The organism is Trinickia soli (assembly GCF_002879855.1).
Lineage (GTDB): Bacteria > Pseudomonadota > Gammaproteobacteria > Burkholderiales > Burkholderiaceae > Trinickia > Trinickia soli.
Genome location: NZ_PNYB01000001.1, coordinates 292,922 through 317,681, shown reverse-complemented (window position 1 = coordinate 317,681; position 24,760 = coordinate 292,922). Strand labels below are relative to the sequence as shown.

The following is a 24,760-nucleotide window of genomic DNA, read 5'->3' as shown; positions in this document are numbered from 1 at the left end:
GGAACCCGGGCTAGTACCACAGCGTGAGCTGCGCGGCGAGGCCGCGGGCGCGGGCCGCCGATGTCAGCGGAATGTGATACTGCACGGTCAAATCGGCCCAGCTTGCCGGCGCGCTGTATCGGTTCTCGCGGAACCAAAAGCGAAACTGCACGCCGGGCCCGACGCTGAGCGCCGTTTGGTTCCGCTCCTTGTTGTCATGGTCAAAAACAAGTGCAAGGTGGGGGTAGACCGTCAGGTGATCGCTGATTGCATTCACCGCCCAAGTGTGTCCGTATCGTAACTGAGAATACAAAATGTAACGGCCCTGATGGAGGAAATAGTCGGCCTCCAGGTAGACTTGCCACGCGCGCCAGCTCGGTTCAGTCACGCGCAAATCGCTGCCGGCCTCGGAAGAATAGCCAAGCCGCGCGAGCCAATCGTTCTGCGACAGACTGCCCAATCGAACGAGGCGCTCTGCGCTCAACACAAGGTTTTGATCAACGAGCGGCTTATAACGCGCGCCTACCGATCCTTGCAATGTCGGCAGGCCGGTTACATTGCCCGAACCATCATATGCCGTGCCGTACCCACGCACGAAGAACTGCAGGATGCGGCCATTTTGATAGCCGATCCTGGGCGGCTGCCAATAGGCTTCGATGCCAGGTTGAAGCACACTGACCGTGCCTTGATAGGAGAACGCCGAAACCTGATACGGCAAGCTGACGACGAAGCCCCAGGTCCGCTCCAACTGCTGCACTTCACGGCGATAGCCGAAGCGGCGTTGATCATCGAATGCATGCTCGTGATCGTCCGCATCGAGGCTCGCTTCGAACAGCTTCACGGCTTCGTGGTTCTCGCCCATTCGCTTGGCTGCGTAACCCGCGTCCGCGAAGTTGCCAGCCTTACCGCCGCCGAGCGCAAAGCCTTTCTGGAACTCGGCCAGTGCTTGGCCGTCCTGGTTTTGGCGCAGCAGGTCGTACGCCCTTTGCAGCGTCTTTTGCGCTTCTTCGTTGCGCGGATCGGGCTCGCTTTGCTGTGCATAGCCGATCAGCTCGGCAGCGCTCTTCTTGTCGTCTTCAGTAACGGCGTTGGCTTGCGCGATCTGCGCCGCTGCCAACGCGCCTTTGCGATCGCCGTTTCGCAAGCGCAATTGCGCGACTCGCAGTTGAATCGATACATCGGGCTCGCTCTCGATCGGCGCCAACGCTTGTGCCGCCTGATCCGGCTCGTGCGCCATCAGCGCACTATCGGCCCACGCGAGGCGGAGGTTGCGTTGTTGTGTTTCGTCCCATTGGCCCCTGGCGATGGCAGCGGAAAAGTCGACGGCGGCCTCCTCATACCGCTGCTGCCTTTGCTGCAGGAAGCCGTGTTGCGCAAGCACGTTGCCGTCGTCGGGATGCTGCGTCAGCAGCCCGTCCGCCTGCTTGTTGGCCTCGTCGATCTTGCCCTCGCGCAGATAGACATCGAGCAACAGCAGGCCCAATTGCAGGTTCGACGGCTGCGCTCGCAATGCTTTGGTCGCGTAGTCCTCCGCCCTCGGCAAGTCGCCGATCGCGATGGCCTTATAAGCGGCGTCGGCAAGCCGATATGCGCGCGGCGTCAGCGGCTGCGCCCATGATTGGTTGGCGTGAAGGGCAAGCATGGCGAAAGCCACGAGCCCTCCCCCGCGGACGATGGCGCGCAAGCACCTCGTCCGCTTACACGCAGCGCGTTTCATGAATGTTCCCCCGGATGAGCCGCCGCAGTCATGCGACGCACGACGTCGGCGCCGCGGTCGCTGTCCGAGAAGCGCGTATGACGCGCGAGCTCGGCGGCGATCTCTGCATCGCTTGCTACAAAGTACGCGACGTTGCGGGCGGCGGCACGTTTGACGGTCTGGCGCTCGTCTTCTGTAAGCGGACTGCCGACCGCGACGTTCAAGGTTCCGTCGTCGGCCGTAGAAAACGGTACGGCCCGATACGCCTGCTGCAACTCGAACGCGAGTGTGGCTTTGAATCGACCCGCGACCACGTTGGCGAGGCTGACGCGCGGCAGCCCGGCCTGCTCGGCCAGCGCATCGGCGAGCGACTCCGAGCTGATGGCGTTGGTGTCGAGCAGCAACTCGCCGAGCCGCCTGCCGCATTCGGCCTGCCGCGCCAAGCAGGCATCGACCTGCTCCGCCGTCACGACGCCCCATTCGATGAGAATCTCGCCCAGCTTGCGGCGTTCTTTGCCGAGTTGCTCGTTCGACGGATACGTGTGGCTCGTTTTATCCCATGCGATCGGCTCGCCCGTGATCAAGTGGTTGATGAAGATGCGCCAAGCGCGACATACCGCCAGGAAGTTGATGAGGTTGTTGACGAACAGGCGCGGCATCGACAGCGCACCCTGAAGCACGCCATTGAGCTTCGCGACGAAGTAGAAGCGTTCACTGAGCCGCAGCACGAGCATCACGCTGTTGATTACGAGCAGCGGTGCGAGCGCGGCGCTTAGGAGGTCCTGCCGCACGACCGCCGTTGGCGCAATACCCGCTGCACGCAGCCCCGCAATCGACACGTAGTTGATGAGCACCGCGTAGGCGACAATGGAAATGATCGACGTGACCATGCCTTTGCGATCGCGAAAGAACATGTAGCGATCGCGCCAATTGCCCTTCCACCCAAGCTGCTGCCACCCTTGAAATGAAATGCCGAGAATCCAACGCGCGCGTTGCCGGTAGGCGGTCCGCAACGTTGATGGAAAGTATTCGCGGGTCGCCAGCAGGTTGCGCGCCGACGCAACCCGCTCCCTGTGCTTGCGGACCTGCTCGCGCATGACTTCGGCAATCGGAAAGCGCGCGAAGGTTTCTTTCATCCCGAGCGCGCGCAACCGGAAACTGAAGTCGTAATCCTCAGTCAGCGTCGTCGTGTTGAACGGTTTGCCGTCCCGCTCGATCGAAGCCGCTTCGATTGCACGCCGGCTATAGCACGACGCCACGCCGGCGCCGGGGACGATGCCCGTCAATAATTGCCGCGACGGAATGTCCTTTTGATGGGTTTCGCTGAAATCGTCCATGTAAGTGCCGGCCACGAATTCATTCCATTTTCGCGGCAAAGACAGCACTGGCAATTGAACCAGATCGTTGTCGGCAATCGCAAAGTTGAAGTACTTCAGCTCGATCGGGTGAATGACATCCTCGCAGTCGTGCATGATCACGCCTGCGAATTCGATGTGGTGTGCAGTCTCATAGCGGCGAATGGCCGCGATGATCCAATTAAGGCAGTCGGCTTTGCAGGTAGGCCCGTCGTTGAGCACGGCGGCACGCACGACGCGGCCCGGATGCCGTCGCACCATCCGGTCGACTTCGGCTGTCGTCTCGGCGTCGTTGTGATAGGTTCCGGCGAAGATGACGTAGCGCTCGTATTCCATTGTGGCGAGCGTATTCTCGATCATCTTCGCAACGACGTCGTATTCCTTCCACGCCGGCACCATGATCGCGAGATAACGCTCGTCGAGTTCTCGCAAAGCCTGTGCGTCGACGTTCGTGTTCTTCTCGCGCCGCAAGAATCGCTTGATTTCGAACAACCAGTAATAGGCGTCGAGAAAAAGGTCGTCGATCGTGCTAATGAATATGATGACGGCTGTCGCCATGGCCACAGCATTCAGTCCATCCAGATACCAACCCCACCCTGAAATTGCGTGCATTTTCACCAGCCGCTTTTTGATAATCGCGCACTTATCGTATGGCGAATGGCCGCGCTCGACTGTGTGTCCACGCACACAGCGCGCGCGGCCGTTTGGATTACGCCGAACGCAAAGCTTGCAATCCCGATGCGATCGCGTTGTGCAGCAGCATCGGTTGCGGCGCGATGTGCGAATGCGGCGAAATCGTCGCAGGGATGGTCATCAACGCATCGACGATTCGCTCGCTCGCATGACCGTCGCCATACGGATTATTGGCGTGCGCCATCGACACGTATTGGCCTCGGTCGTCCAATAAGCGGCTGACTTCCGAAACGATTCGCTCGGTGTGCGTCCCGACGAGACGCGCAGTCCCGGCGCGAACGGCTTCCGGACGCTCGGTCGTCTCGCGCGTGACAAGCACGGGCTTGCCGAGCGCCGGCGCCTCTTCCTGAATCCCGCCCGAATCCGTGATGATCAGGTAGGACCGCGACATCAGGTACACAAATGGTAAGTAGTCCTGAGGATCGATCAAATGTACGTTCGGCACATCGCTGAGCACCGCGTTGACAGGCGTGCGCACGTTCGGATTCAAATGGACGGGATACACGAGCTGAACGTCGTCGTAGCGCAAAGCGATCTGCCGCAATGCCTCGCAAAAATGCTTGAATGGCTCGCCGAAGCTCTCGCGCCGGTGCCCTGTGACGAGGATCAAACGCCTTGAGGCATCGAGAAACGGATAGCGGGCAGCGATCGAACCGGTCAACGCTACATCGACGTCGAGCTTGCGTTTGACCTGCAGCAACGCATCGATCACCGTATTGCCGGTCAGCACGACGTGCGCGGCGGGCGCGCCTTCGCAGAACAGATTGTGTTTCGCTTGTTCCGTCGGTGCGAACAGCCATGAGGAGACGGCGTCGGTCACGCGCCGGTTCAGCTCTTCGGGCCACGGCGACCAGACATTTCCCGTGCGCAGCCCCGCTTCGACGTGGCCCACCGGAATGTATCGATAAAAGGCAGCCAGACTCGCGGCGAGCGTCGTGGTCGTATCGCCATGCACAAGCACGATATCGGGTTGCCAGGCATCGTAGACCGTCCCGATCGACTGCAGGATGCCCGAAGTCAGATCGCCGAGCGTTTGTCCTTCACGCATCAGATTGAGGTCGAAGTCCGGCACGATCTCGAACAACTCCAATACTTGATCCAGCATCTGGCGATGTTGTGCGGTGACGCACACTTTAGCGTCGATATCTTCTTCATCCGCGAGCGCCTTGACGAGCGGCGCCATTTTGATCGCTTCGGGCCGTGTGCCGAAAACCGTTAAAACTTTCTTCATCTCTTCCCCGCTAATTGGGCCGACGCCCTTGCTTTGACCTTGTCGGCGCAACTGGGCGCCCGGTGACGCTCCACGCACCTTTCAATCTGCAAGGTAAAGTTAAGGCATCGGCGAATGCGACGTCTGTGGGCATGCGCTCACAGCGTTCCGGCCTGGCAGGTTGACGGCCTTCGGGGCAACCGGTCGACGTGAGCCTGGTCGGTGCTTTTGCTCGTGCGAATCGGTCAACGCTTGCCGATTCGCACGAAACACCCTGCAACACCCTCCCCTTTACTTGGCTGTGGTGCCGTCGACATAGGTGAAGCCGAGGTTCTTGATGCCCGACACGAGACTCTTGAAGTCGGACATAGCCGGGACGCCCAGAGCCGGTTCGAGCCAATACGGATGGAAGAAGAACGATGCAAAGCCGTCGCGCACCACGAGCCCATATCGCGCATTGGTAAGCACTTGCTGCCACGTATAGGCGACGCACGAAAATGGATCGATATTGCAGATGTTGTATTGAATGCTGCCCAGGTTTTCAGGGATGATGCGTTCGCCGTAGTAGTCCTTGTTGATGATGTACGGGAAGAATTGACCGGCCGAGAAATCCTGATTGGCTGCGCCCGTGCCGATCTGCGGAGAGGTCGACGTGTAGTAGACGGCCCGCTGGTACGAGGTCGTGAATTCCGCTGCAGCAGCTTTCGAAGCGAGCGGCGACATCTGGTACTGCGGCGCGCCCCAGCCCGCCACCTTGAAGCCGTTGTTCGTGAATTCGGCCAGCCCGGCCGCCATCCTGCCCTGCGCCCATTGCACGGAGTCCTCATCGACAGGTCGGTTCTGCACCATGTACCAGAACTCGTAGTCGTTGCCCGATACGGCGTTCTGTACGTTGGGCGTCGAATCGTATTGATGCGTGTAGCCGTGCAATACGATCGACCCGCCGCGCACAATCGCGTAATTCAGCGCCGCTTTCAGCCCGGTAGCTTGCGCGAGATGGATCGTCTCCGGCACGCCGCCGTTGTAGTAGCCGTTGGGGTCCGTGTACAGCGGGATCGTCGCCATCGTGAACGGGATCCGCAGGCTGTACAGGTAATCCGTCAGCTGCTTCATCGACGACGTCGTCGTATAGGCATCGAGATCTTCAAGCCGCACAAGCGCACGGTGGTTGACGGGAGCGCCGGTGTTGAGGATGTCGTGCAACATGTCGCAGATCACGAGATACCGGTCGGTTGGCCCGATATAGGTGAAGGGCATATCCGCGAAATACCAGAAATTGCGCGAACGCATCACGTAAGGCGCCGTCGCTTTGGTCTGGCTGTTCGTGATCGTGACGAGCGATTGTGCTTTCGTTGCATCAGCGACCTGCGTGAGGCCGATGTCGGGATCGGCATTGACCGTACCTGTCGAGGCGTTGTACGCGTAGTACTTCACCATCGACATGTTCTTGTACGTCACCGTGTCGTAGAAGCCCGGATTCGGGTTGCTCGACGACGGCGTCGCATTGAGCCCGGCCAGCCCGAGGAAGTTGATGCCGTAGGTCTGCGTGAATGAATAGGCCGAATTCCACGCAATCTCCCACAGGTTGTACTTGAACCACACCACGGTCTTCGTCGCCGTCATCACGTCGCTCATGAAGGCTGCCGGCAGCGGATTGTTGTAGTAATCGCCGATGTAGAACGTCGCGGTATTGGCGCCGATCTGCCCCGCCGTGTAGTTCTGCACGGGCTCGATGGTGACGGTCGTATTGAAGTGTCCGAGCAGATTGCGAAGCATGATCGCGTAGATGAGACCGAGCTTCGAATACGGATCGTTTGCCGGATTGTCGTACAGAATCAGCGTCGCAGCAGTCGTCGCCTGTGCGCGCGCCGTAATCGGCGTCATCAGTTGCGAGAAGCCGGCCAGCATCGCCAGAATGAAAATGAACTTTTTCATGTCGGTCTCCCTAGTCGCGTTCGACTGTGCCGCCTAAACGCTTGACGGTATGCGGTTTGAACTGGGGACGGCCGGTTTCCTTGTACGCGTCGTGCCAATCTTTCTTTGACATACCCGGTTGCACGACAACGTGTGCCGAGCCGTTCGGTAACGGCGGCACTTTGAAACCCTTCAAGGGGTCCACGGACTTCGCGGCGTTATTCTCCGTACTTTCCGCGCGGGCCTGGTTCAATGCGAAACCGCTTGAAAACGCGATCGTCAACACTACGGCCGTCACCAAGGGGACAAGTTGGCGACGAGGAAAATCATTTCGAACAGGCATCACGGGCTCCTTCGTCTCAAGCCGTCTGCGGTCTTGGTAGCGACGGGATCGATTTGTAGCGCGCAGCAAGCCACCGAGGTGTTCGGAGAACATCTCGAACGGCAGTCTCAGGTTTGATCAGCACGGGTCGAACAGGTCGAAGGGGGTTCGCACGCTATTCGTTGCCCTGCGTTATCAGCATGCACGCTTAAGCGGGTCCGCGCGCGATCAATTCGAATGAAAATGTCGGCGGGCGCACATTGATTTGGGCGGCTTGATGATAGAGCAGTTGATATTTTGATAATTTCTTATTGAGAATGGGTTCATGCAATGCCGCAAATCGCGGCTTATTGTTTCGCGAACCGCATTGCTCATGCCTGAAAAGATTCATTCCACGTTTCATCAGACATCGAAACGTTCGCGCGACGAGACTGATAGCATCGTCGCCATGAATACCCGAAACCACACTCCCGCCTTTCCGCCTGCCGTCGTGCGCGTACTTGCCACGGTCAGCGTAGCCTTCGTCGTGACGCAACTCGATGTAACGATCGTCAACATCGCGCTGCCTGATATCGGCTCGCGGTTGCACGCGAGCGTTTCGGCACTGCAATGGATCGTCGACGCCTATACGCTTGCGTTTGCCGTTTTGATGCTGTCGGCCGGCGTGCTGGGCGATCGCTTTGGCGCCAGACGCATGTTCGCTGCGGGTCTCGTCCTGTTCGCAGCGGCTTCTCTCGCATGCGGGCTCGCGCCGAACGCGGTCTTGCTCGTCGCGGCCAGAGCGGCGCAAGGCGTCAGTGCTGCGGCCATGCTGCCCAATTCGCTGGCCCTGCTCAATCGCGCGTGTCGCCATGACCCGCACCTTCGTGCACGAGCCGTCGGTTTATGGACCGCCGCGGGCGCGATCTCGATTGCGGCCGGCCCGGTGCTTGGCGGGATACTGATCGCCACGTGGGGATGGCGCAGCATCTTTCTCGTCAATGTGCCGCTGTGCATTGCGGGCCTGGTCGCCGTACCGTTGTGGGTACCTCGTCGCGACGACAACGACAATCACAATGACAGTAACGCTGCAGTTCACAGGCCCTCCGCAATCGCCATCGATCTGCCCGGGCAGTGCATCGCGATCGTCGCGCTGACCACATTCACGGGCGCTGTCATCGAGATGCGGCCGCTCGGCGCGGGGCATCCGGGCATCATCGGCGCACTGGCGGCGTCCGTGCTCGCGGCCATCGCGTTCGTCGCCGTCGAAGCGAAAAGCCGCGCGCCCATGGTGCCGCTTGCATTGCTGCGCGATACAACGTTCAGCGCAGCCGTGGTTTTCGGCATCTGCGTCAATATGGCCTATTACGGCATGATTTTCGTATTGAGTCTTTATCTGCAACGTGTTCACGGCGATACACCGTTGCAGGCCGGCTTGGCCTTTTTACCGCTCACGGGCGGATTCCTCGTGTCGAATGTGGTCAGCGGCTGGGTCGTCGCGCGCTACGGCCCGCGTCGCCCGATGATGATCGGAGCGGCGATCGGCATGCTTGGCTATGGGCTGCTGCACGCGACCCGGGCCGATACCTCGACCACCGCGTTACTCTTGCCGTTCCTGCTGATTCCCGCCGGCATGGGCCTCGCGGTACCCGCCATGACCACGGCGGTCCTCGCCTCGGTCGAACACAAGCGGGCCGGCACCGCTTCGGCGGTGCTCAACACGGCGCGCCAGGCAGGCGGTGCCGTCGGTGTCGCGGCATTCGGTGCGCTCGCCAATGCCGGGCCGGCTTCGTCGGTTGTCTCCGGATTGCAGCTCTCGGCGGCCATTGCGGCGGGGCTGCTGCTGCTCGGGCTCATACTTGCGAGCCGCGTGCATCCGTCGTCACATGTGCACGAGCGGGCGCAAACGGAGAAAGCCATACGATGAAGGCCGCTCCGATTGCACAGGATGCCGCTTCATAGCGTCGCGTTCTGAATCGCGCCGGTATCGATCGCGCGTTCGATGAGTCCTTCATCGCGCGCCTTGCGGATCGCGTCGGCGAGAAGCCGGTCGGGGGCCACCATCTCTGCCTTCAACGTTCCGATCAGCCCCGACGCGTCGAATACCACAAGCGTTTCGGCCGAATCCTCCCGGCTGATGATGACGCGATGCGTCGCTTCACCCTCGCCGAGGCTGGCGCAAAAATGCATGGTGTTGCCGTCGATTTGCTGCTCGAAGCTTTGAATCATTCGCGGGCCCTCCTTCTCGCGCATGCGGGTCAGATACGAAGGTACTAGCAAGGACCGTGCGCGGCCCGGTGGCAGCGATCGACAATGATGCCGTTCAAAGCAACGGGCGGCGGGGCGCACGCGCGGCATCGATGCTTGCGCCGCCGGCACCTGTCACGCACAAGAGCAGGAAGCCGCCGGCTATACCGACGTTTTTCCAGAAATGAATCACCATGTCGTGCTGAAGCGCTGCATCGGCAACATTCCAAAAATCATGTCCAAGCACCGCGGTGGCGATCGTGTAGACGGCCATGACGAGGCCGAGCGGTCGAATCAGGAAGCCGACGATGAGCATGAGCCCGCCCAGCACCTCGACGGCCGTCGCAATGGGCGCCGCGATTTGCACGAACGGCACGCCCTTGCTCTGCAAGTAGGCAACGAAAGCGCCGTAGCCGAGCAGCTTCATCACGCCCGACCATAAAAACAGCACGGAAAGTGCCAGACGTGCAATGAGAATGATTCCTGAATCGACGGCACGCGTCATGAACCTTGTCCTCCGAATCCGCGACCAATAGAATCGCGCGCCTTACAGGCGCGCGGGCGTTGGAGGTCAGGATATGCGGTGCGAGCGGGTTTTCCAAGCGCGCTGTGGTGCGCGCGCGCGGACAAGCCAGTGAAGCGACGCCTCAGGGCGCCATCTGCTCGATGTCGCGGCCCGTCGATGCTGCTGCGCACGGGGCGCCGTCGATCAAGCCGCGTGCATGACGCTGTGTCGGCGCTTCGTCGCGCAACCCGATCGAGTTGAGCAACCGATATAACGTGGCACGTGAAATGCCGAGTTCGACGGCCGCGCTCGAAAGACTATAGGCATGACGCGTGAGCGCGTCGCGCACTGCCGCACGCTCGGCATCGCAACGGATTTCCGCCAGGGTTCTGCCGGCTTTGGCCGCTACATCGGGCAAGCCCAGATCCGACGCGGTGATGAAACGTCCTTCGGCCATCACAACCGCACGGCGCACGCAGTTGATGAGTTCGCGTACGTTCCCCGGCCAGCCGTAATTGAACATGGCGGCGATCGCGTCGCTCGAGAAGCCGCGGATCTTGCGCGCGCCGTCGCGCCGATAGAGCTCGAGCGCATGTTGCGCAAGCAGCTTGATGTCGCCGCCGCGCTCGCGCAGCGGCGGTTCGTCCAGCCGTAACACGCATAAGCGGTGATAGAGGTCCATGCGGAAGCGTCCGGCCTCGATCGCGCTCGTCAGGTTCACATGGGTGGCCGATACGATACGCACATCAACCTTGATCGGCCCCGTCCCTCCCAACCGCTCGATCGTGCCCTCCTGCAGAAAACGCAAGAGCACGGCCTGACATTCATGCGGCATGTCGCCGATTTCGTCCAGAAACAGCGTTCCACCCGCCGCCGCTTCGATACGACCGATCTTTCTTTGCAAAGCGCCCGTAAACGCGCCGCGTTCGTGGCCGAACAATTCCGACTGCAGAAGGGTAGGCGGAATCGCCGCGCAATTGATTGCGACGAACGACTCTTTGGCGCGCGCAGACCGGTCGTGAATCGCGCGGGCCGTCAATTCCTTGCCCGTACCCGACTCGCCTGCGATAAAGACGGGCGCCTCGGTGCGGGCGCATTTGTCGAGGCCGCGATTAAGCTGTTGCATTGCCTCGCATTGGCCGATCATCGTGGTGCCGGCCTTGATCGGCAGCGCGTGGTCTTCCGTATCGCGCAACGTCCAAAGCCCGTCCGCGTGCCCGACGAGGATAGTCAGCCGCTCGTCGTCGCAAGGCAACGTAATGAAATCGAAGCAGAAATCGAGGATGAAACGTCGAACCAGCGGATCTTCCGCCTGGCCCGGCCGGACTTCGGCGATCCATGCCACTTCGCTTTGAGAGATGCACGACTCGAGCTCGGCTAACTGCTGGGCGCTGCAATCCGGGGGCAATTGCACGAGCCCGACGTGAATCGCGCCACGCTCGACAGCCTTTTGCACCTGCTGCGGTGTCCGCGCATGCACGACATGCCAATGCGCGGCCACGAGCTGGTCGACGCTTTCCGTGTCGGGCTTGAGCGAAACCAGGAGAACGGTTCGCTCTGCATGCAGCGGATTAAAAGCGGTAGTCATCTATTGCCCCCGTGTCGATGAGCGAGCATCGCCCGAGGGCAGATTAACTCGCCAAATCGCAGCCATTTTTGATCTCGATCAGTGCGCCGACGCTGCAGCGCGTTGGCGTTCACGGTCGAAGATCGCATCGGCACACCGTCTTTGCGGTATTGCCGGCTTGATGCAATCGGTGCGAAACACGGTTTGACGTTCGAGTGCCCAAAGGACCGAATCGTCATACCGAAATACGCCCCCCACCTCGGAATCTTTTTGACGCGGCCGGATGTGACTGCAGCCCGGTCTCTTCATTCATGCATTGCAACATAGCGCCCAACCTTACGAAATACTATAGGAAAAAACGCCATCGGGCAGAACACGGAGTCGCAGTAGTTCTTACCGTTTTGTGTGGGCCGACGCTCGCTTCCGCGGAAAGTTGTTAGCGCCGATGTAAAAATGACCCATTCGCCACAAAGTGTGGTCAGATTTAAATCGGCGTTGACAGAAAGTCCGCCGCTCCGGGCTCGCAGCGTGCGCCGGCGCACGCTGTCTCAACCATGCGACATGGCGGTACTCCGCTTCCTATTCGATTTCGCAACATCGGCGACACAGCGGTTATTGCCTTGGCGCCGGGGCGAATCCGCCGCCGCTCACGGATAAGCGGGTTTTGCGGCCAGCCCCGCAGCGGCTCGGTTTGTAGCAAAGCTGCGACAACACGGACGCCGGACAGTTGGGCGCACGCCCTGACGCGACGTTCGCCCTTTGATACAAAAGCGTTCCGTAACGGTTGGCATAGCCCTTGCTTGAACACTTGCCCGCGGGTAGCGTACGACAGCCATGAGAACCACCCACGCGAGGGCCGACACGAAATGGCGCAAGGCATGACTTGCGGGGGCTCCTTCGGCTTCGCTGCCGCTCGCATGAAGCGACGGCAGCGAAGCGCCGAGGGGCGTTGAAATATAGGTGCGGGGTAGACGCCGCTGGTTTCAACCAGATCGCCGAGCGTCCCCGCTGGGCAAAACCGGACGTGCAGGTGTGTAGCGGGTATGCGCGGTGCGATCGCATACATCGGATATGCCGTCCTCGTCCGGCTGCACGGTTTGCTGCTTATGCCGGCAGACAATCAGGGTAAGGAGCAACACCAGAACCGCTGGAGTCCAATGCCCCACCCCTGGAATCACCCTGGCGGCAACGGACTGCAAGGGCATAGCCCACGCAACGACGAGCAAGAGCCATTCGAAGCTGCGCGCGGAGTGCCGACACAGATCCACGCCTACGAAAGCAATGGGGATCACGAGCCAAGCGAGATCGTAATAAAGCAGATATGGCTGAACGAGTAGCGTGCAGCAACACAATGCCGCGGCTTTCAGCTCGTATCTTGCAGGCCCCCTCCATAGCCATGCCGTCACTGCGCAAGCCGGTACCGCGACCGCTACCTGTAGCAAATATGCCAATTGCGCAGACGCACCCGCTCTTCGCGCAGTTGCATAAATCGTCGGCATACCGCGCCATATCTCGGGGTTATGCTCGATCCAGGTGTGTCTAAACCACGAGGCGGTATGTAGCCAGGCTGGCACCATATCACCGCCAAGCACAACCGCACTAACGCCCCATAACAGTACCGAGCATACTGCTGCCGATGCGAAGCTGCACCACTGCCGCGAGCAGATCAGTGCCAGTGGAAATACCAGTCCTAGCTGAGGCTTCATGCTAAGAAGCCCGACAAAAATGCCGGTCAATATCGGCCGCGTAGGCATCAATGCGAGAGCGGCCGCGGCCGCGGCCGCCGTGAGAAGGGAGTTCTGCCCATAACAGAGCGCAAGCCAAAAACCGGGAAATGCCGCCACCGGAATGAGCGCCAGAGGTCCAGCACGGCGCACTATCCCCCACGTCGAGCAAAGATAGGCAGTGGTCCCAACGAAGCTGAACGCGGTCAGCGCGACGTTCAAAGGCAAAATCCCCAGCGGCAAGAGAAAAATGAGAAATGTAGGTGGATATAGCCACGGTCCACTGCTGCCCGCGAAAAGTTCGCCCGATCGGACCGTTCGCTCAACGGTCATCATAAGATCCTGATTGAAAACGGCTGCCGGGCCGTGCGTGAGCGCCACCACTGCCGCACTCCAGTACACGGAAAAGTCGACCCCGAATCCCGCTTGCGGCGGCCCGGATCGTGTGAATGTGCTCCACGCCAGACTTGCCGTGAAGCTGAGCTCAATTGCGAGAACGACGCTTGAGCATAACGCAACCCAAAATAGCCGCGACCCATAGCGTTGTCTCATGTTGCTCCTTCACAGGGCGCAGTTGGTCTTTGCCTGGAGCTTCAGATCTTCGGCCGCCAAGACAGCACGCGGTTGCTCGGGAATACGAAATATCGTGCCCCAATGTAGGCAACCAAAGTGTAGGTCAGCATCCCATCAATCTGAACGAACAAGCTGCCTTGACTCAACCACCGCTCTACCAGTATCACCACCAGCAGGTTCATCCCGTAGGCCACGAGCGTTGCAAGGAGGTAACGCAGCAAGGCGGCCCCCACAGCGCCTTCGTGATAAAACGTCCACTTCCGGTTGAGTGCAAAGCTCCATAGAAACGCAACCGAGTAGCCGGCGGCATTGGCAGCGACATTGCCGAGGCCAAAGCAGCGCAGTGCGACCCAGATTACTGCGAAGCCGACTGCCGTATTTGAAAACCCGACCAGCAAGTACCGCACAGACGAATGAGCGAACGGTCTCATTGGCGCCTTGGCCTTACGAGTAAGTTTGGGGACAAACGCAATATTCGAAGCCCGTTCCGACGAGCATTTCGGGCCGGTCATCACGAGTCAGCCTTCAATACGGCAAGTAGCGAGACGCCAAAGGGGAGCCCATGATGCGCGAGCCATGACGATTCACTCTTGAAAATGCCGTATAGCGCGGCATTCAACGGCTCGGCCGGCACCGCATCTCCGCTCGATCTTCCGCGCCGACGCAGCCGATCGCACAATCGGACCGCCACCGCAAGCGGAAAGAGCAGCGTGTTGAAATAGGTGATGCGCTCAATGCGATAACCCGCTGCCTGCGCACACCTCGTCAATGACGCACGATCGTAGCGGCGACGATGATGAAGAAACTCGTCGTGTCCACTCCACAACCATTGATAAGCCGGTACCGTCAGTACAATCGATCCGCCCGGTGCTAGCAGCGCATGCATGCGCTTCAGCGTGCCGACGTCGTCCGAAATGTGTTCCAGACAGTCCAAGAAGCAAATCAGATCGAAGGCCCCGTCATGGAACGGAATGTCGTCAGGACAGCGTCCGCGACGTATGTCGAAGCAACCACGGGTCCGCTCAACGCTCATTGCAAGCGCATTCGCATCCATCTCCAATCCGCTCACACTGCCGAATTCAGCCAGGAGATCCAGATTTCCGCCCGTGCCGGAGCCCACTTCGAGCACACGGGTTTGCGGCGCCAATGCGAGCTGGCGAAGTATTGAACAAAGGACATCTCGCCGGCCACGGAACCACCAGTGCTCCAGCTCGGTCTCCGCCATCTCCAAATAGGCTTCCGGTGACATGACAATCTCCTGGCAGGTCAACGACCCATCCGCGCATCCGCCATCGCGCGCCTGCGCGGGACGTGCAGCGCCGTTACGTTGCGCGCGCCGGCTTCGCCGCGCCGAACGGGCAACGCGCGCACGTTGTCGTTCGCTTGATAGCGCCGCCGCACGATGTAAATCGGGCGTTCTTTAGTCTCGTGATAGATGCGTCCGACATACTCGCCGACCACGCCGATGCCGACCAGTTCGATCCCGCCCAGGAAAAGCATGATCGAAAGCAGCGAAGCGTATCCAGGCACGGGGTTCCCGAACAGGATTGTGCGCCCGACGATCGTCCCACCGTAGCAAAAGGCGAGCGCCGCCATCGCGAGCCCGATATACGTCCAACTGCGCAGCGGTATCGTGCTGAAGCTTGTGATCCCTTCGAGGGCAAAATTCCAGAGCCGCCACCCGGAGAACTTCGACTTCCCCACTGTGCGCGGCTCGCGCTGATATTCGACTATGACCGTCCGAAATCCGACCCATGCGAAAAGCCCCTTCATAAAGCGGTGCCGTTCCGGCAGACTTCGCAAGGCGTTGACGACTGACCGGTCCATCAGGCGAAAATCCCCGACGTTTTCGGGCAGCTTGACTTCGGAAAGCGCGTTATGGACGCGATAGTAAAGCGCCGCTGTCGTGCGTTTCAGAAACGTATCGCAAGCCCGATCACTTCTTTTCGCGGCGACGACCTCCGCCCCTTGCAGCCAATGCTCGATCATGACCGGAATCAGGCTGGGCGGGTCCTGCAGGTCGGCGTCGATGGGAATCACTGCGTCACCCGAAGCTTCCTCGATACCGGCCGTCAGCGCAGCCTCCTTGCCGAAATTTCGCGTGAAATCGAGCACACGCACGCGCTTGTCGTTCGTCGCAACATGCACGAGCTTGTCGAGTGTGCCATCTACGCTGCCGTCATTGATGCAGACGATCTCGAACCGGATCGATTCGATCGCCTCCAGAAACGGCACGATGTGGGCAAAGAACCCGTCAACCGCCTCGACTTCGTTGTAAAACGGCACCACCAACGAAATCAGTGGTTTGCCGATAGGTGTGTCCATGTCAGCCCCCGTTATTCCGACTCTGTGCCGCATTGAAACCATATGGGTAATCGCGAGCCGCCCCCTGCGCAGCGGCCACGTTTTCGGCCCGTGAAAATGCCCCCTCGGCCGTTGCGCGCATCCGCCGCGGGATGAGCAGCAACGCGGACAGCAAGATGACCGGGCCAATTTGCGGCAGATTCAAATACGGATTGAAGTACTCATAGAGTGGCAACAACCACGCGAGCCCAAGAATCGATTGCTCGCCCCCCAGCCACCCCTTCTCGAACCCCAGCGATACCAGGCATGCCAGCGCGATACCGAGCCAGGTAAGCTCGTAGTGCCATACGTAAGGATTGGCGATCAACGTCGAAATGAGCAGAACCGAACCACGCAGTCGCGTATCTTTTGTTCTACGCCAGACATGACACGCCGCCGCTATCGCGGCGATCGCCACCCATGCCTGCCCAAACTGCGAGAGCGCGAGGCCGGCGCCGTTGATGCGCAGCGCAGCGAACGTCGTGGGTGACGCAAGCCAAAAATGGAAATAATGCTGGATGACGACGCTGCGCTGAATATCGGCGTTGAGAAGGAACAGACGCACCGTCTCCACGCCGCCGGCAAGCACGCCGAGCGCGGTAATCGACAATGCACTCACCGCAGCGGCCACGAAAGTTCGCCAAGCCCCTGCAGCGACCAGAACAAAAGGAAAGACGATCGCCATCTGCGGCTTGATCGCGAGCAAGCCTATGCAAAAGCCGGCCAGCACAGGTTTGCGATCGACCCAGTGCACGGCGAGCGCGGCGAACGCCGCCGTGAGCAACGAATTCTGCCCCGCGAGAGCGGCCACGAACACGCTTGGCGAACCCGCCACGAACAGCGCTGCCAGGCGCGGTCTTCCGATCGTCCGGGCAAGCCCTGAGATGCGCAACGTCGCACCGGTGAACCATAGCGCACTGACACCGATGAACAAGACGTAGGAGACGGCTAGTGGAAGCAATGCAAGCGGCGCGACGACAAAAAGGAACGCCGGCGGATACAGCCAAGGCAGAAAGTGGCTCGATTGGACGGCAGGTAGGAACATCGCTTCCGCCTTCGCCAAAGCGAGGTGGTCATACACTTGCCACGGCGAACCGTGGAGCATCATGTGCGAAGCCACCCAGAAGACCGCGAAGTCGACGCCGGGACGGCCGACATCCGATCTGTCGAAGCCGTGTGTAGACCACGCCCAGGCGCCCAGCACGATCGCGTAGATCACGATCATGGTGCAGCTGTAGAGCAGCAACCGACTCTGCGTCAACCAGCCGTGCACGCAGTTGCCAGCGCCGCGCGCCCCCCGACACAAACCGTACATATCATTCGCCTTATATGGCCATCACCCGAAATGCGATGAGCCGGTCCGTAATGATTTTTCTTCTTTCTCGTATATGGCGTGATTTAGCCCGCAATACCGAAGCACGAATCACCTGGCTCATTGTTGGCAGAAATCAATCGGGCTTTCAAGAGAGTTTTCCCCTTGGGAATACGACGCGTGCTCCAGCTACGTGCGGTAGCGCACGCATGCCGACTCGAGCGGTAATCGACGGCACGCGGGGGGCACGTTTCAACATCGATACATTTCCGTCAATGTCGCTTCCGGGCAGCCTGCAATCTGCTCGAAGGATTGTGGGAGTTCGAGTCGATACATCTTGGCCCCAGTCAATCGAGCCAGCCCGAGAACAATTAGTCATCCACGCGCCGCGCAGTTCAACGCGCCCTAGCCTCCAATTGCCTCGAAGTTGTCGCAGGCCTGAGACGGTTGATCCACAAATCGTGCGAGCCACGGCCGTAGGCTTTTCCTGAAGCCTTGAAAATAAAGGGATTGGCGGTGTTGGTCCAGACCTTGCGATGGTAGCCGCGCAGTCGACGGCGTGACGACCCAGTGATTCGAACCACTCGACAAAGACCGAGCCGAAGAGCCACAAATGGGCGTTACCCGCGGGGAGGAACCTTCCCGCTCCCGCCACCCATCTGGATGGCGGGAGCGAGGCAGGGACCTCGGGGAATCGCCGACTGACCAGTTGGCATCGGTCTGGATCAGATGCCGGAGAAAAGCGCTGAACACCCGGGGGGGATCAGCATGAGGACCACGAATCGACGCGGTGTATCTCCTGTTGCAACGGCGAGAGGAGTCGCACGCATCAAGCGCATTGTCCGCAATGCCCTCGCGGTAGCCCGCCATTGCGCCGGGCCTGCAGCTCCAGCACACCTTGATCAGCATCGAGCGACACGAACCCGTGTGCGCGATGTTGGCCCCTCTACCTGTTCACGCACCCCTTGCGATCTCGCTATACGCACGCATCCGTCGACAGGCAAATTGCCCAGGTTTTTTCCGCAGCACCTATAGCAGTACCTTCCCGAAGCCAATCCCGGCGAGGGCCTTGTCACTCTGTATCTCATGGAGAGTCAGAAAATGCAAACCATCATCAACCAAGCAAAGCGTTTCCTTCGCGACGAAGACGGCGCCACGATGGTCGAGTACGCGCTCATGCTCGCCCTCATTGCCGTCGTCTGTATCGTGGCCGTTACGGCGATCGGCACCGGCGCGAATGGCATGTTCAACAAAATCGCGAACGATCTTTGACGAGCTTGGGCGGACGAAGCCGTTTAGCCGCTTCGTTCGCCGTGTTCTGGAACGTAGCGGTTCTTTATCATCAAACCGAGACCCTACAGATCTTTTCGAAGGAGAGTACAAATGCAACGCTTTCTCACCCAGGCACAGCACTTCCTCCGCGACGACGACGGCGCCACGATGGTCGAGTACGCACTGATGCTCGCGCTGATTGCGGTGGTTTGTATCGTGGCCGTAACAGCGATCGGTACCGGCGCGAACGGCATGTTCCAAACAATCGCGAACGATCTTTGATCGGTAGCAATGCATACATGCTTTAAGGTGATGGCGAATGGTCTTTAGCAAGAAGAACGAACAAGCACCAAGTGCGTTCGTTCTCTTGCACCAAACAATTGTGAACTCACTGGCAATTTGCCGAAGGAGTGAATCGTGAATGCAAATGTCTTCTTTGGACGCCCCGTCGCGCGGGATCAGGTGAACTCACTACGGCACTCGCGCGGCGCCCTCGTGGCAAAGGCATTTCTCCACGAGGACGGCGGCGCAACGATGGTCGAGTACGCGTTCATGGTCATGCTGATCGCGATCGTCTGCGTTGCGACCGTTTCGACGATCGGTTCGAAGCTGAACACCGTCTACAACACCGTCGCCAATGATTTTTGACCAAGGGCTTCAATGGGGCTGAAGCGAGCGATCGCGGCGACCCACTGCAAGCCAACCAACCGGACCGAGGCTCTCGATGTTCACCGTACCGCTTCCACCCCAGCCGATCCCGCTTCTCGTCGTGGGACTGGTCGTAGTCACCGCGAGCACCGACATCGTGTGCCGTCGCATCCCGAACCTCGTGATTGCGATGGGCCTGCTTGCCGCATTCGTGGTTCAGGCGTGCCTGCACGGGCCCGTGTCGGGTGTCGGCGATGCGCTCGCGGGCACGTTCACCGGCTTCGCGCTGCTTATTCCTCTGTATCTGCTGCGCGCAACCGGGGCCGGTGACGTCAAGTTGCTTGCGATGATCGGCGCATGGATCGGCCCAGCCATGATCCTCTACGTTGCACTGACGGCCTTCGTCATTGGTGGCGTTTGGTCGATCGTCTGGACGCTGTTTCGAGGTCGCATGCAGCAGTTTCTCTTGAACCTCTGGTCGATCACGCACGGAGGCTGGCGTCTACAACAAGACGGGCCGAACGATACGTCAGGCATCAAATCAGTCGGGACCCTGCCCTACGGCGTAGCCATCGCCGCCGGCACGCTGGTCACGCTCTTCATGTCGGTGGTGTAGCGATCGAAAGAAATGGACGTTTCGGAGAAGGAACCGGGCGAGCAACGTTTCTCACGGTTTCAGGCCAGTTAAAAACTATCGGGGGTTGGACATGGACGGACACGACATCGAACAGGGCAGCTCGGCGCAAATCACGCGCCTGCCTGAGCCGCCGGTATTGCGCGCGCGCAATGCGGAGGCAACGCCTATCGTACTGCGCGCACCGCGCACGTTGGAAGACACCGGCTTACCGCCCACGTTCGTCGGCCGTCTCGTGCTGAAATCCACGCTGCTGAACGGCAAGTCCACCTTCTCCGATTTATCCGAGCGCCATCGCCTGCCGATCGCCGTGCTCGAAGATGTGCTGTCGTTTCTCGTACGCGAACATCTTGCGGAGATCACGCACCGCGGTGCGACCGATATCGACGTGACGCTGCGTTTGACCGATGCGGGCCGTCTGCTTGCCGCCGACGAGTTGGCGCGCTGCAGCTATTGCGGCCCTGCACCCATCGCGTTCGAGCAGTACGCCGAAGTCGTCCGCGAGCATTCGGTGCGCAAGCAGCGCATCACGCATGCCGACGTGAACGTGGCATTTGGCGAAGTGCGCGTCAATCGCACCTTGCTAGATAGCGCCGCGGCGTCGTTGAATGCGGGGCGGCCATTATTGATGTACGGCCCGGCCGGCAGCGGCAAAACGTTCATCGCCGAACGGCTCGGCAAGCTGCTGCACGGCGACGTGCCCATCCCCTACGCCCTTTATATCGGCGGCGAGATCGTGCAGCTGTACGACCCGCTCGTCCATCGCGACGCGCCCGCTGCGGCGCAGACAGCGGTGGGCGACAAGCGATGGCGCGTATGTCGCAGGCCGGTCATCATCTCCGGGGGCGAGCTGACGCTCGAGAGCCTCGATCTTCGCTACGACGCGAGTGCGGGCTTTTACCAGGCGCCGCCGCATCTGAAGGCGAACATGGGCCTTTATATCGTCGACGACCTCGGCCGCCAGCGCGTGGCGGCTCACGAACTGCTCAACCGCTGGATCATGCCGCTCGATCGCGGCATCGACCTCTTCACGCTGAAGTCCGGCACCCGTTTTACGGCGCCGTTCGACGTATGGCCCGTGTTTTCGAGCAACCTCGATCCGGCTCAGATCGGAGACGAGGCATTCCTGCGGCGCCTCGGCTCGAAATTGCAAATCGGCCCGCTTTCGCTCGACGACTACCGCGCCGTTTTCGATGCGTGCTGCGCATCGATCGGATTCAAGCTGCCGCAGTCAGCGTTCGAATATTTGTTGCACGACCTGCATATGGCGACAAACAAGCCATTTCTTGCGTGCTATCCGCGCGACTTGCTCTACCTGCTGGCGGCTTCCGCCGAATATCGCGGCGCCGCGCGCGAAGTCACCGACGAAGGGCTCCTCGAAGCGTGGCAGAGCTATTTCGGCGAAGTCGGATGTCGCACCGGGCCGCATCCGCCCGCCATGAAGCAGCCCGATAAACGAATGGCGACGCGCTGAATCGCGCTCGTTTCTTGATCCACGAGGAGTCTTGTCATGAAAAACAGTCGCGCTCTCATCATGCTGGGGATGGCCATGATCGCCGGCCTTGCGGCGGTCGTTTTCGCGTCCCGATGGTTGATCCACACCTCATCGAGTGCGCTCACCCCTGTCGCCGTTGCGAGGGATGACATCAATCTCGGTCAGCCGCTCAACGTCAACATGATCCGCATCGTCAACTGGCCGACGGGCAGCGTGCCGCCCGGTTCCTTCACGGATGTCAAAACGCTCGACGGACGCGTGCTCCGCACGAGTCTCGCTCGAGGCGAGCCGGTGCTCGAATCAAAGCTCGCCCCGATCGGCACGAAAGGCGGCCTGTCCGCAGTGATCGACAAAGGCGACCGCGCCATTACGGTTCGCGTGAACGACGTGGTCGGCGTGGCGGGCTTCGCTTTGCCGGGCAACTATGTCGACGTCATCGTGAATACGCAAGAACCCGGCAAAGGCGATCAGCAAAGCATTTCGAAGATCGTGCTCGAAAAGATCCTGGTCTTGGCGGTCGCGCAGCAGGTGAGCCGCGACGACACCCAACCGAAGGTCGTCAACGCGGTCACGCTCCAAGTGTCGCCCGATCAAGCGGAAAAGCTCGACCTCGCGCGTAGCGTCGGCACGTTGTCGCTTGTATTGCGCAACCAGGTGGACAAAGACCAGCTCGCGACGAAAGGCGCGACCAAGCAAACGCTGCTCGGGCTGGCCGCCGCTGCGTCGGCGCCGGTCCCGGCCGCGGCGCCGGTCAAGACGACGCGCGTTCGCTATGTCGCAGCGCGCCCTGCGCCGCACGAAAAGCGCGATTGCATCGGCGTGCTATCGGGCGTGACAGGCAGCGAAGAATGCTTTTAGCGGTGAACGTCGTGCGCGTATGAAGACCCATACGCGCGCGTGAAAGCACAAAAACACGACAGCATCGATTAACGAAGTACAGGTATCGCAGATATCGGTAACCGGGGGATATCATCAAATGGATACGAAAACAGGGTGGATTTCGGGCCGAGGCCCGCGGCGCTGCAAGACCAGCCGTGCGGTATTCGCGGCGCTCGTCTCGGCGGGGGTGATTTGCGCGCAGCCCGTTAGCGCCAAAGAGCCCGCCAAGGCTGGCGCGGATCCCAAGGCTGCGCAGCCCGCGGCCGTGCAACCGCTGCGCGGTCCGAATTGCCGAGGCGAAGTGCGCGAAGGATCGAACGTCGCGGTGGCGGTCGGCAAGTCGACACTCGTGTCGCTCGACGAACCGACGATCGCGCGCACGATCGGCAATCCCGTCGTCGCGCAGGCGACGCTCGTGTCGCCGCGCACGCTCTATATCGTCGGCATGTCGGTCGGTACGACCAACATGATCATTCAAGGGCGCAGCGGGACCTGCCAGATGATGAACGTCATCGTCGGCGTCGACGCTGACGGGCTGCAACATACGCTCCGGCAACTGTTGCCGGCCGAACGCGGCATCCGCGTCACGACAGCGGCCGGCAATCTGGTGCTGTCGGGGGATGTATCGAGCGCCCCCGCGGCGCAGCAGGCCATGCAAATCGCCAATGCCTATGCGGCGTCGCAGCCCACCCAGCAATCGCAGTCGAGCTCGTCGAGCGCCGGTGGGTCCAGTTCAACTCAGCAAGTGTCGAGTTCGGGTGGTTCGACAGGCGTGCTCAACATGATGACGGTCGATTCGCCGCAGCAAGTCATGCTCGAGGTGAAGGTAGCCGAAGTGGCCAAGACAGTCGTCAATCAGCTAGGCTCGGCGCTCAACCTTCAAGGCGGGTTCGGCAGTTGGACTGGCGCCCTGGTGAGCAGCTTGCTCACCGGCGCACAGACAGCCATCGCGGCCAGCAAAGCGAACCGGCTGCCGTTCCAGGCTGCGATCGACGCGCAAAAAACCGACCAACTCACCAAGATTCTCGCCGAGCCGAACCTCGTGACGGTGAGCGGCCAGGAGGCCTCCTTCCTTGCCGGCGGCCGCGTATTCATTCCGGTGCCGCAAAGCAATTCGAACGGCGGAACGACGATCACGCTGCAGGAGGAAGAATTCGGCGTGGGCCTGAAATTCACACCGACGGTGCTGGCAAACGGCCGCATCAATCTGAAGGTGTCGCCGGAAGTGTCGGAACTCTCGCCGACCGGCGTTACGGTGAGCGCGGCCGGCACGAGTTCGACGGCGATCCTCCCGCTCATCACGACGCGCCGGGCAGCAACGACGGTACAGATGAACGACGGCGAATCGTTCGCGATCGGCGGCCTGATCGGCAACAACATCACGGGTGCCTTGAAGGCGTTGCCCGGTTTGGGCGAGGTGCCAGTGATCGGCGCGTTGCTGCGCAGCACGAACTTCCAGCAGGACCGGACCGAACTCGTGTTCATCATCACGCCGCATCTTGTCAAGCCGCTGGCGAACCCGAACGTTGCGCTGCCGACCGACAGCTTCACGCAACCGAACGAGGCGGACATCTACGCGACCGGCAACATGGAAGGCCGAGGCGCCAAGCCGCGTACGGCCCCCGCTGCCGCGCCAGGTGCGTCGAATACGCCCGCAAGCCCGGCAACGCAGTCGCTCGCCGCGCCCACGGGCAGCACGACGCCGCCGAGCGTGCCGCCATCGAGTTCGGCAACGCAGCCGCCCGCCGCGATCGCGCCTGGCGAAACGGAGTCGACATCGTCCGCACCGTCTCCTGCACCAGCCGTATCGGAGCCCGTGCCGACCGCCGACGTCACCGCTGCCGTCCTGCCCCGCTCGGACTCCGGCGCGCCGGCTCCGCAGCCGGCACCGACGTCGTCATCGACACCAGCGCCCGCGGCACAGTCTCCTGGCAAGGATGCGGCAGGCATCGCCAACGAAGCCGCCAGCCAGGGAGCGACGGCCGCGCGCGGCGAACTCGCGATGACGAAGGAAACGAACGATTCAGCCAAGCAGTAACGCTTGAGCCAAGGGGAATCTTATGAAACTCAATCACCATCTTTTCGCGCGTCGAGCGCTCGTTATTGTCGCGGCCCCGGCCTGCGCCGCGCTGGGCGGCTGCATGACGAGCACGCCGATTTGGGACGCGCACTTCGGCGAGGCGGTCAAGACCGTGACGCAAGCGCAAGTCATCGACCCGGATGCGGCGGGACGCAACCCGTCGACACCGGGGATCGATGGCAAGGCCGCGAACTCTGCGATGGGCCAATACCAGAAGTCGTTCGATTCGCCGCCGCCGACCTTCACGCCGTTCGTCATCGGTGTCGGAAGCGGCAACGGTGGCGGCGGCGGTGGCGGCGCCAGCGGAGGTCAGTGAGCCAACCTATCGAGAGG

General features: G+C 60.8%; 22 protein-coding genes. 9 read left to right on the top strand and 13 right to left on the bottom strand.

Features of this window, described 5'->3' with window-relative positions:
* Nucleotides 1-10: 10 nt before the first annotated feature.
* The 5 genes from C0Z19_RS01390 to C0Z19_RS01370 form a co-directional block, all read right to left on the bottom strand.
* Nucleotides 11-1,621 carry an NfrA family protein gene (locus C0Z19_RS01390; RefSeq protein ID WP_233195937.1) on the bottom strand — a complete coding sequence of 537 codons (1,611 nt, stop codon included), beginning with the start codon at nt 1,619-1,621 and terminating at the stop codon, nt 11-13.
* 71 nt (nt 1,622-1,692) lie between these two features.
* Complete coding sequence (locus C0Z19_RS01385) at nt 1,693-3,642, bottom strand: glycosyl transferase family protein (protein WP_102607989.1); 1,950 nt, start codon at nt 3,640-3,642, stop codon at nt 1,693-1,695.
* 97 nt (nt 3,643-3,739) lie between these two features.
* Complete coding sequence (gene wecB / locus C0Z19_RS01380; protein WP_102608161.1) at nt 3,740-4,954, bottom strand: non-hydrolyzing UDP-N-acetylglucosamine 2-epimerase; 1,215 nt, start codon at nt 4,952-4,954, stop codon at nt 3,740-3,742.
* Nucleotides 4,955-5,224: 270 nt separating this feature from the next.
* On the bottom strand, nt 5,225-6,868 hold the full coding sequence (locus C0Z19_RS01375; protein WP_102607988.1) for a DUF2334 domain-containing protein: 1,644 nt from the start codon (nt 6,866-6,868) through the stop codon (nt 5,225-5,227).
* Between the two features lie 10 nt (nt 6,869-6,878).
* Complete coding sequence (locus C0Z19_RS01370) at nt 6,879-7,283, bottom strand: hypothetical protein (protein ID WP_146011972.1); 405 nt, start codon at nt 7,281-7,283, stop codon at nt 6,879-6,881.
* A 334-nt stretch (nt 7,284-7,617) separates the two neighbouring features.
* Between C0Z19_RS01370 and C0Z19_RS01360 the strand changes: the two genes are divergently transcribed.
* On the top strand, nt 7,618-9,075 hold the full coding sequence (locus C0Z19_RS01360; protein ID WP_102608160.1) for an MFS transporter: 1,458 nt from the start codon (nt 7,618-7,620) through the stop codon (nt 9,073-9,075).
* A 29-nt stretch (nt 9,076-9,104) separates the two neighbouring features.
* Here the strand turns inward: C0Z19_RS01360 and C0Z19_RS01355 are convergent, their stop codons facing one another.
* The 8 genes from C0Z19_RS01355 to C0Z19_RS01315 form a co-directional block, all read right to left on the bottom strand.
* The gene (locus C0Z19_RS01355; RefSeq protein ID WP_102608159.1) at nt 9,105-9,377 is read right to left on the bottom strand and encodes a hypothetical protein; all 273 of its coding nucleotides are present in this window, start codon (nt 9,375-9,377) and stop codon (nt 9,105-9,107) included.
* Between the two features lie 94 nt (nt 9,378-9,471).
* Entirely contained in the window at nt 9,472-9,900 is a 429-nt protein-coding gene (locus C0Z19_RS01350) for a DoxX family protein (RefSeq protein ID WP_102607985.1), read from the bottom strand.
* A 142-nt stretch (nt 9,901-10,042) separates the two neighbouring features.
* On the bottom strand, nt 10,043-11,488 hold the full coding sequence (locus C0Z19_RS01345) for a sigma-54 dependent transcriptional regulator (protein WP_102607984.1): 1,446 nt from the start codon (nt 11,486-11,488) through the stop codon (nt 10,043-10,045).
* Nucleotides 11,489-12,450: 962 nt separating this feature from the next.
* Nucleotides 12,451-13,524, bottom strand: a complete 1,074-nt coding sequence (locus C0Z19_RS29055) for a glycosyltransferase family 87 protein (protein WP_369122798.1) — start codon at nt 13,522-13,524, stop codon at nt 12,451-12,453.
* Nucleotides 13,525-13,784: 260 nt separating this feature from the next.
* Nucleotides 13,785-14,276 carry a GtrA family protein gene (locus C0Z19_RS01330; RefSeq protein WP_102607981.1) on the bottom strand — a complete coding sequence of 164 codons (492 nt, stop codon included), beginning with the start codon at nt 14,274-14,276 and terminating at the stop codon, nt 13,785-13,787.
* Nucleotides 14,276-15,013 (bottom strand): class I SAM-dependent methyltransferase, encoded by a 738-nt coding sequence (locus tag C0Z19_RS01325; protein ID WP_102607980.1) that lies wholly within the window; start codon nt 15,011-15,013, stop codon nt 14,276-14,278. Before C0Z19_RS01325 ends, C0Z19_RS01330 begins: the two co-directional genes overlap by 1 nt.
* Nucleotides 15,014-15,030: 17 nt before the next feature.
* The gene (locus C0Z19_RS01320; protein WP_102607979.1) at nt 15,031-16,089 is read right to left on the bottom strand and encodes a glycosyltransferase family 2 protein; all 1,059 of its coding nucleotides are present in this window, start codon (nt 16,087-16,089) and stop codon (nt 15,031-15,033) included.
* 1 nt (nt 16,090) lies between these two features.
* Nucleotides 16,091-17,422 carry a glycosyltransferase family 87 protein gene (locus tag C0Z19_RS01315; protein WP_102607978.1) on the bottom strand — a complete coding sequence of 444 codons (1,332 nt, stop codon included), beginning with the start codon at nt 17,420-17,422 and terminating at the stop codon, nt 16,091-16,093.
* A 1,098-nt stretch (nt 17,423-18,520) separates the two neighbouring features.
* On the opposite strand from C0Z19_RS01315, the gene C0Z19_RS01310 reads away from it, so the two are divergent.
* The 8 genes from C0Z19_RS01310 (at nt 18,521) to C0Z19_RS01275 (ending at nt 24,743) form a co-directional block, all read left to right on the top strand.
* Complete coding sequence (locus C0Z19_RS01310; RefSeq protein WP_102607977.1) at nt 18,521-18,691, top strand: Flp family type IVb pilin; 171 nt, start codon at nt 18,521-18,523, stop codon at nt 18,689-18,691.
* A gap of 111 nt (nt 18,692-18,802) precedes the next feature.
* Nucleotides 18,803-18,973 carry a Flp family type IVb pilin gene (locus C0Z19_RS01305; RefSeq protein ID WP_102607976.1) on the top strand — a complete coding sequence of 57 codons (171 nt, stop codon included), beginning with the start codon at nt 18,803-18,805 and terminating at the stop codon, nt 18,971-18,973.
* A 135-nt stretch (nt 18,974-19,108) separates the two neighbouring features.
* On the top strand, nt 19,109-19,339 hold the full coding sequence (locus C0Z19_RS28560; RefSeq protein WP_233195936.1) for a Flp family type IVb pilin: 231 nt from the start codon (nt 19,109-19,111) through the stop codon (nt 19,337-19,339).
* A 76-nt stretch (nt 19,340-19,415) separates the two neighbouring features.
* Nucleotides 19,416-19,955, top strand: a complete 540-nt coding sequence (locus C0Z19_RS01295; protein WP_102607975.1) for an A24 family peptidase — start codon at nt 19,416-19,418, stop codon at nt 19,953-19,955.
* A gap of 91 nt (nt 19,956-20,046) precedes the next feature.
* Nucleotides 20,047-21,447: a DUF8689 domain-containing protein gene (locus C0Z19_RS01290; protein ID WP_102607974.1), complete on the top strand. Its 1,401-nt coding sequence runs from the start codon at nt 20,047-20,049 to the stop codon at nt 21,445-21,447.
* A 36-nt stretch (nt 21,448-21,483) separates the two neighbouring features.
* A complete protein-coding gene (gene cpaB / locus C0Z19_RS01285; RefSeq protein ID WP_102607973.1) occupies nt 21,484-22,326 on the top strand; it encodes a Flp pilus assembly protein CpaB in 843 nt (280 codons plus the stop codon).
* A gap of 118 nt (nt 22,327-22,444) precedes the next feature.
* Nucleotides 22,445-24,385 carry a type II and III secretion system protein family protein gene (locus C0Z19_RS01280; protein WP_102607972.1) on the top strand — a complete coding sequence of 647 codons (1,941 nt, stop codon included), beginning with the start codon at nt 22,445-22,447 and terminating at the stop codon, nt 24,383-24,385.
* Between the two features lie 22 nt (nt 24,386-24,407).
* Complete coding sequence (locus tag C0Z19_RS01275) at nt 24,408-24,743, top strand: hypothetical protein (protein WP_102607971.1); 336 nt, start codon at nt 24,408-24,410, stop codon at nt 24,741-24,743.
* Nucleotides 24,744-24,760 lie beyond the last annotated feature (17 nt).

What these genes read in the sequence shown, in the direction of transcription:
- C0Z19_RS01390 (WP_233195937.1), bottom strand. Translation starts at nt 1,621, where the DNA reads ATGCTTGCCCTTCACGCCAACCAATCATGGGCGCAGCCGCTGACGCCG.
- C0Z19_RS01385 (WP_102607989.1), bottom strand. Translation starts at nt 3,642, where the DNA reads ATGCACGCAATTTCAGGGTGGGGTTGGTATCTGGATGGACTGAATGCT.
- wecB (WP_102608161.1), bottom strand. Translation starts at nt 4,954, where the DNA reads ATGAAGAAAGTTTTAACGGTTTTCGGCACACGGCCCGAAGCGATCAAA.
- C0Z19_RS01375 (WP_102607988.1), bottom strand. Translation starts at nt 6,868, where the DNA reads ATGAAAAAGTTCATTTTCATTCTGGCGATGCTGGCCGGCTTCTCGCAA.
- C0Z19_RS01370 (WP_146011972.1), bottom strand. Translation starts at nt 7,283, where the DNA reads ATGTTCTCCGAACACCTCGGTGGCTTGCTGCGCGCTACAAATCGATCC.
- C0Z19_RS01360 (WP_102608160.1), top strand. Translation starts at nt 7,618, where the DNA reads ATGAATACCCGAAACCACACTCCCGCCTTTCCGCCTGCCGTCGTGCGC.
- C0Z19_RS01355 (WP_102608159.1), bottom strand. Translation starts at nt 9,377, where the DNA reads ATGATTCAAAGCTTCGAGCAGCAAATCGACGGCAACACCATGCATTTT.
- C0Z19_RS01350 (WP_102607985.1), bottom strand. Translation starts at nt 9,900, where the DNA reads ATGACGCGTGCCGTCGATTCAGGAATCATTCTCATTGCACGTCTGGCA.
- C0Z19_RS01345 (WP_102607984.1), bottom strand. Translation starts at nt 11,488, where the DNA reads ATGACTACCGCTTTTAATCCGCTGCATGCAGAGCGAACCGTTCTCCTG.
- C0Z19_RS29055 (WP_369122798.1), bottom strand. Translation starts at nt 13,524, where the DNA reads ATGACCGTTGAGCGAACGGTCCGATCGGGCGAACTTTTCGCGGGCAGC.
- C0Z19_RS01330 (WP_102607981.1), bottom strand. Translation starts at nt 14,276, where the DNA reads ATGACCGGCCCGAAATGCTCGTCGGAACGGGCTTCGAATATTGCGTTT.
- C0Z19_RS01325 (WP_102607980.1), bottom strand. Translation starts at nt 15,013, where the DNA reads ATGTCACCGGAAGCCTATTTGGAGATGGCGGAGACCGAGCTGGAGCAC.
- C0Z19_RS01320 (WP_102607979.1), bottom strand. Translation starts at nt 16,089, where the DNA reads ATGGACACACCTATCGGCAAACCACTGATTTCGTTGGTGGTGCCGTTT.
- C0Z19_RS01315 (WP_102607978.1), bottom strand. Translation starts at nt 17,422, where the DNA reads ATGTACGGTTTGTGTCGGGGGGCGCGCGGCGCTGGCAACTGCGTGCAC.
- C0Z19_RS01310 (WP_102607977.1), top strand. Translation starts at nt 18,521, where the DNA reads ATGCAAACCATCATCAACCAAGCAAAGCGTTTCCTTCGCGACGAAGAC.
- C0Z19_RS01305 (WP_102607976.1), top strand. Translation starts at nt 18,803, where the DNA reads ATGCAACGCTTTCTCACCCAGGCACAGCACTTCCTCCGCGACGACGAC.
- C0Z19_RS01295 (WP_102607975.1), top strand. Translation starts at nt 19,416, where the DNA reads ATGTTCACCGTACCGCTTCCACCCCAGCCGATCCCGCTTCTCGTCGTG.
- C0Z19_RS01290 (WP_102607974.1), top strand. Translation starts at nt 20,047, where the DNA reads ATGGACGGACACGACATCGAACAGGGCAGCTCGGCGCAAATCACGCGC.
- cpaB (WP_102607973.1), top strand. Translation starts at nt 21,484, where the DNA reads ATGAAAAACAGTCGCGCTCTCATCATGCTGGGGATGGCCATGATCGCC.
- C0Z19_RS01280 (WP_102607972.1), top strand. Translation starts at nt 22,445, where the DNA reads ATGGATACGAAAACAGGGTGGATTTCGGGCCGAGGCCCGCGGCGCTGC.
- C0Z19_RS01275 (WP_102607971.1), top strand. Translation starts at nt 24,408, where the DNA reads ATGAAACTCAATCACCATCTTTTCGCGCGTCGAGCGCTCGTTATTGTC.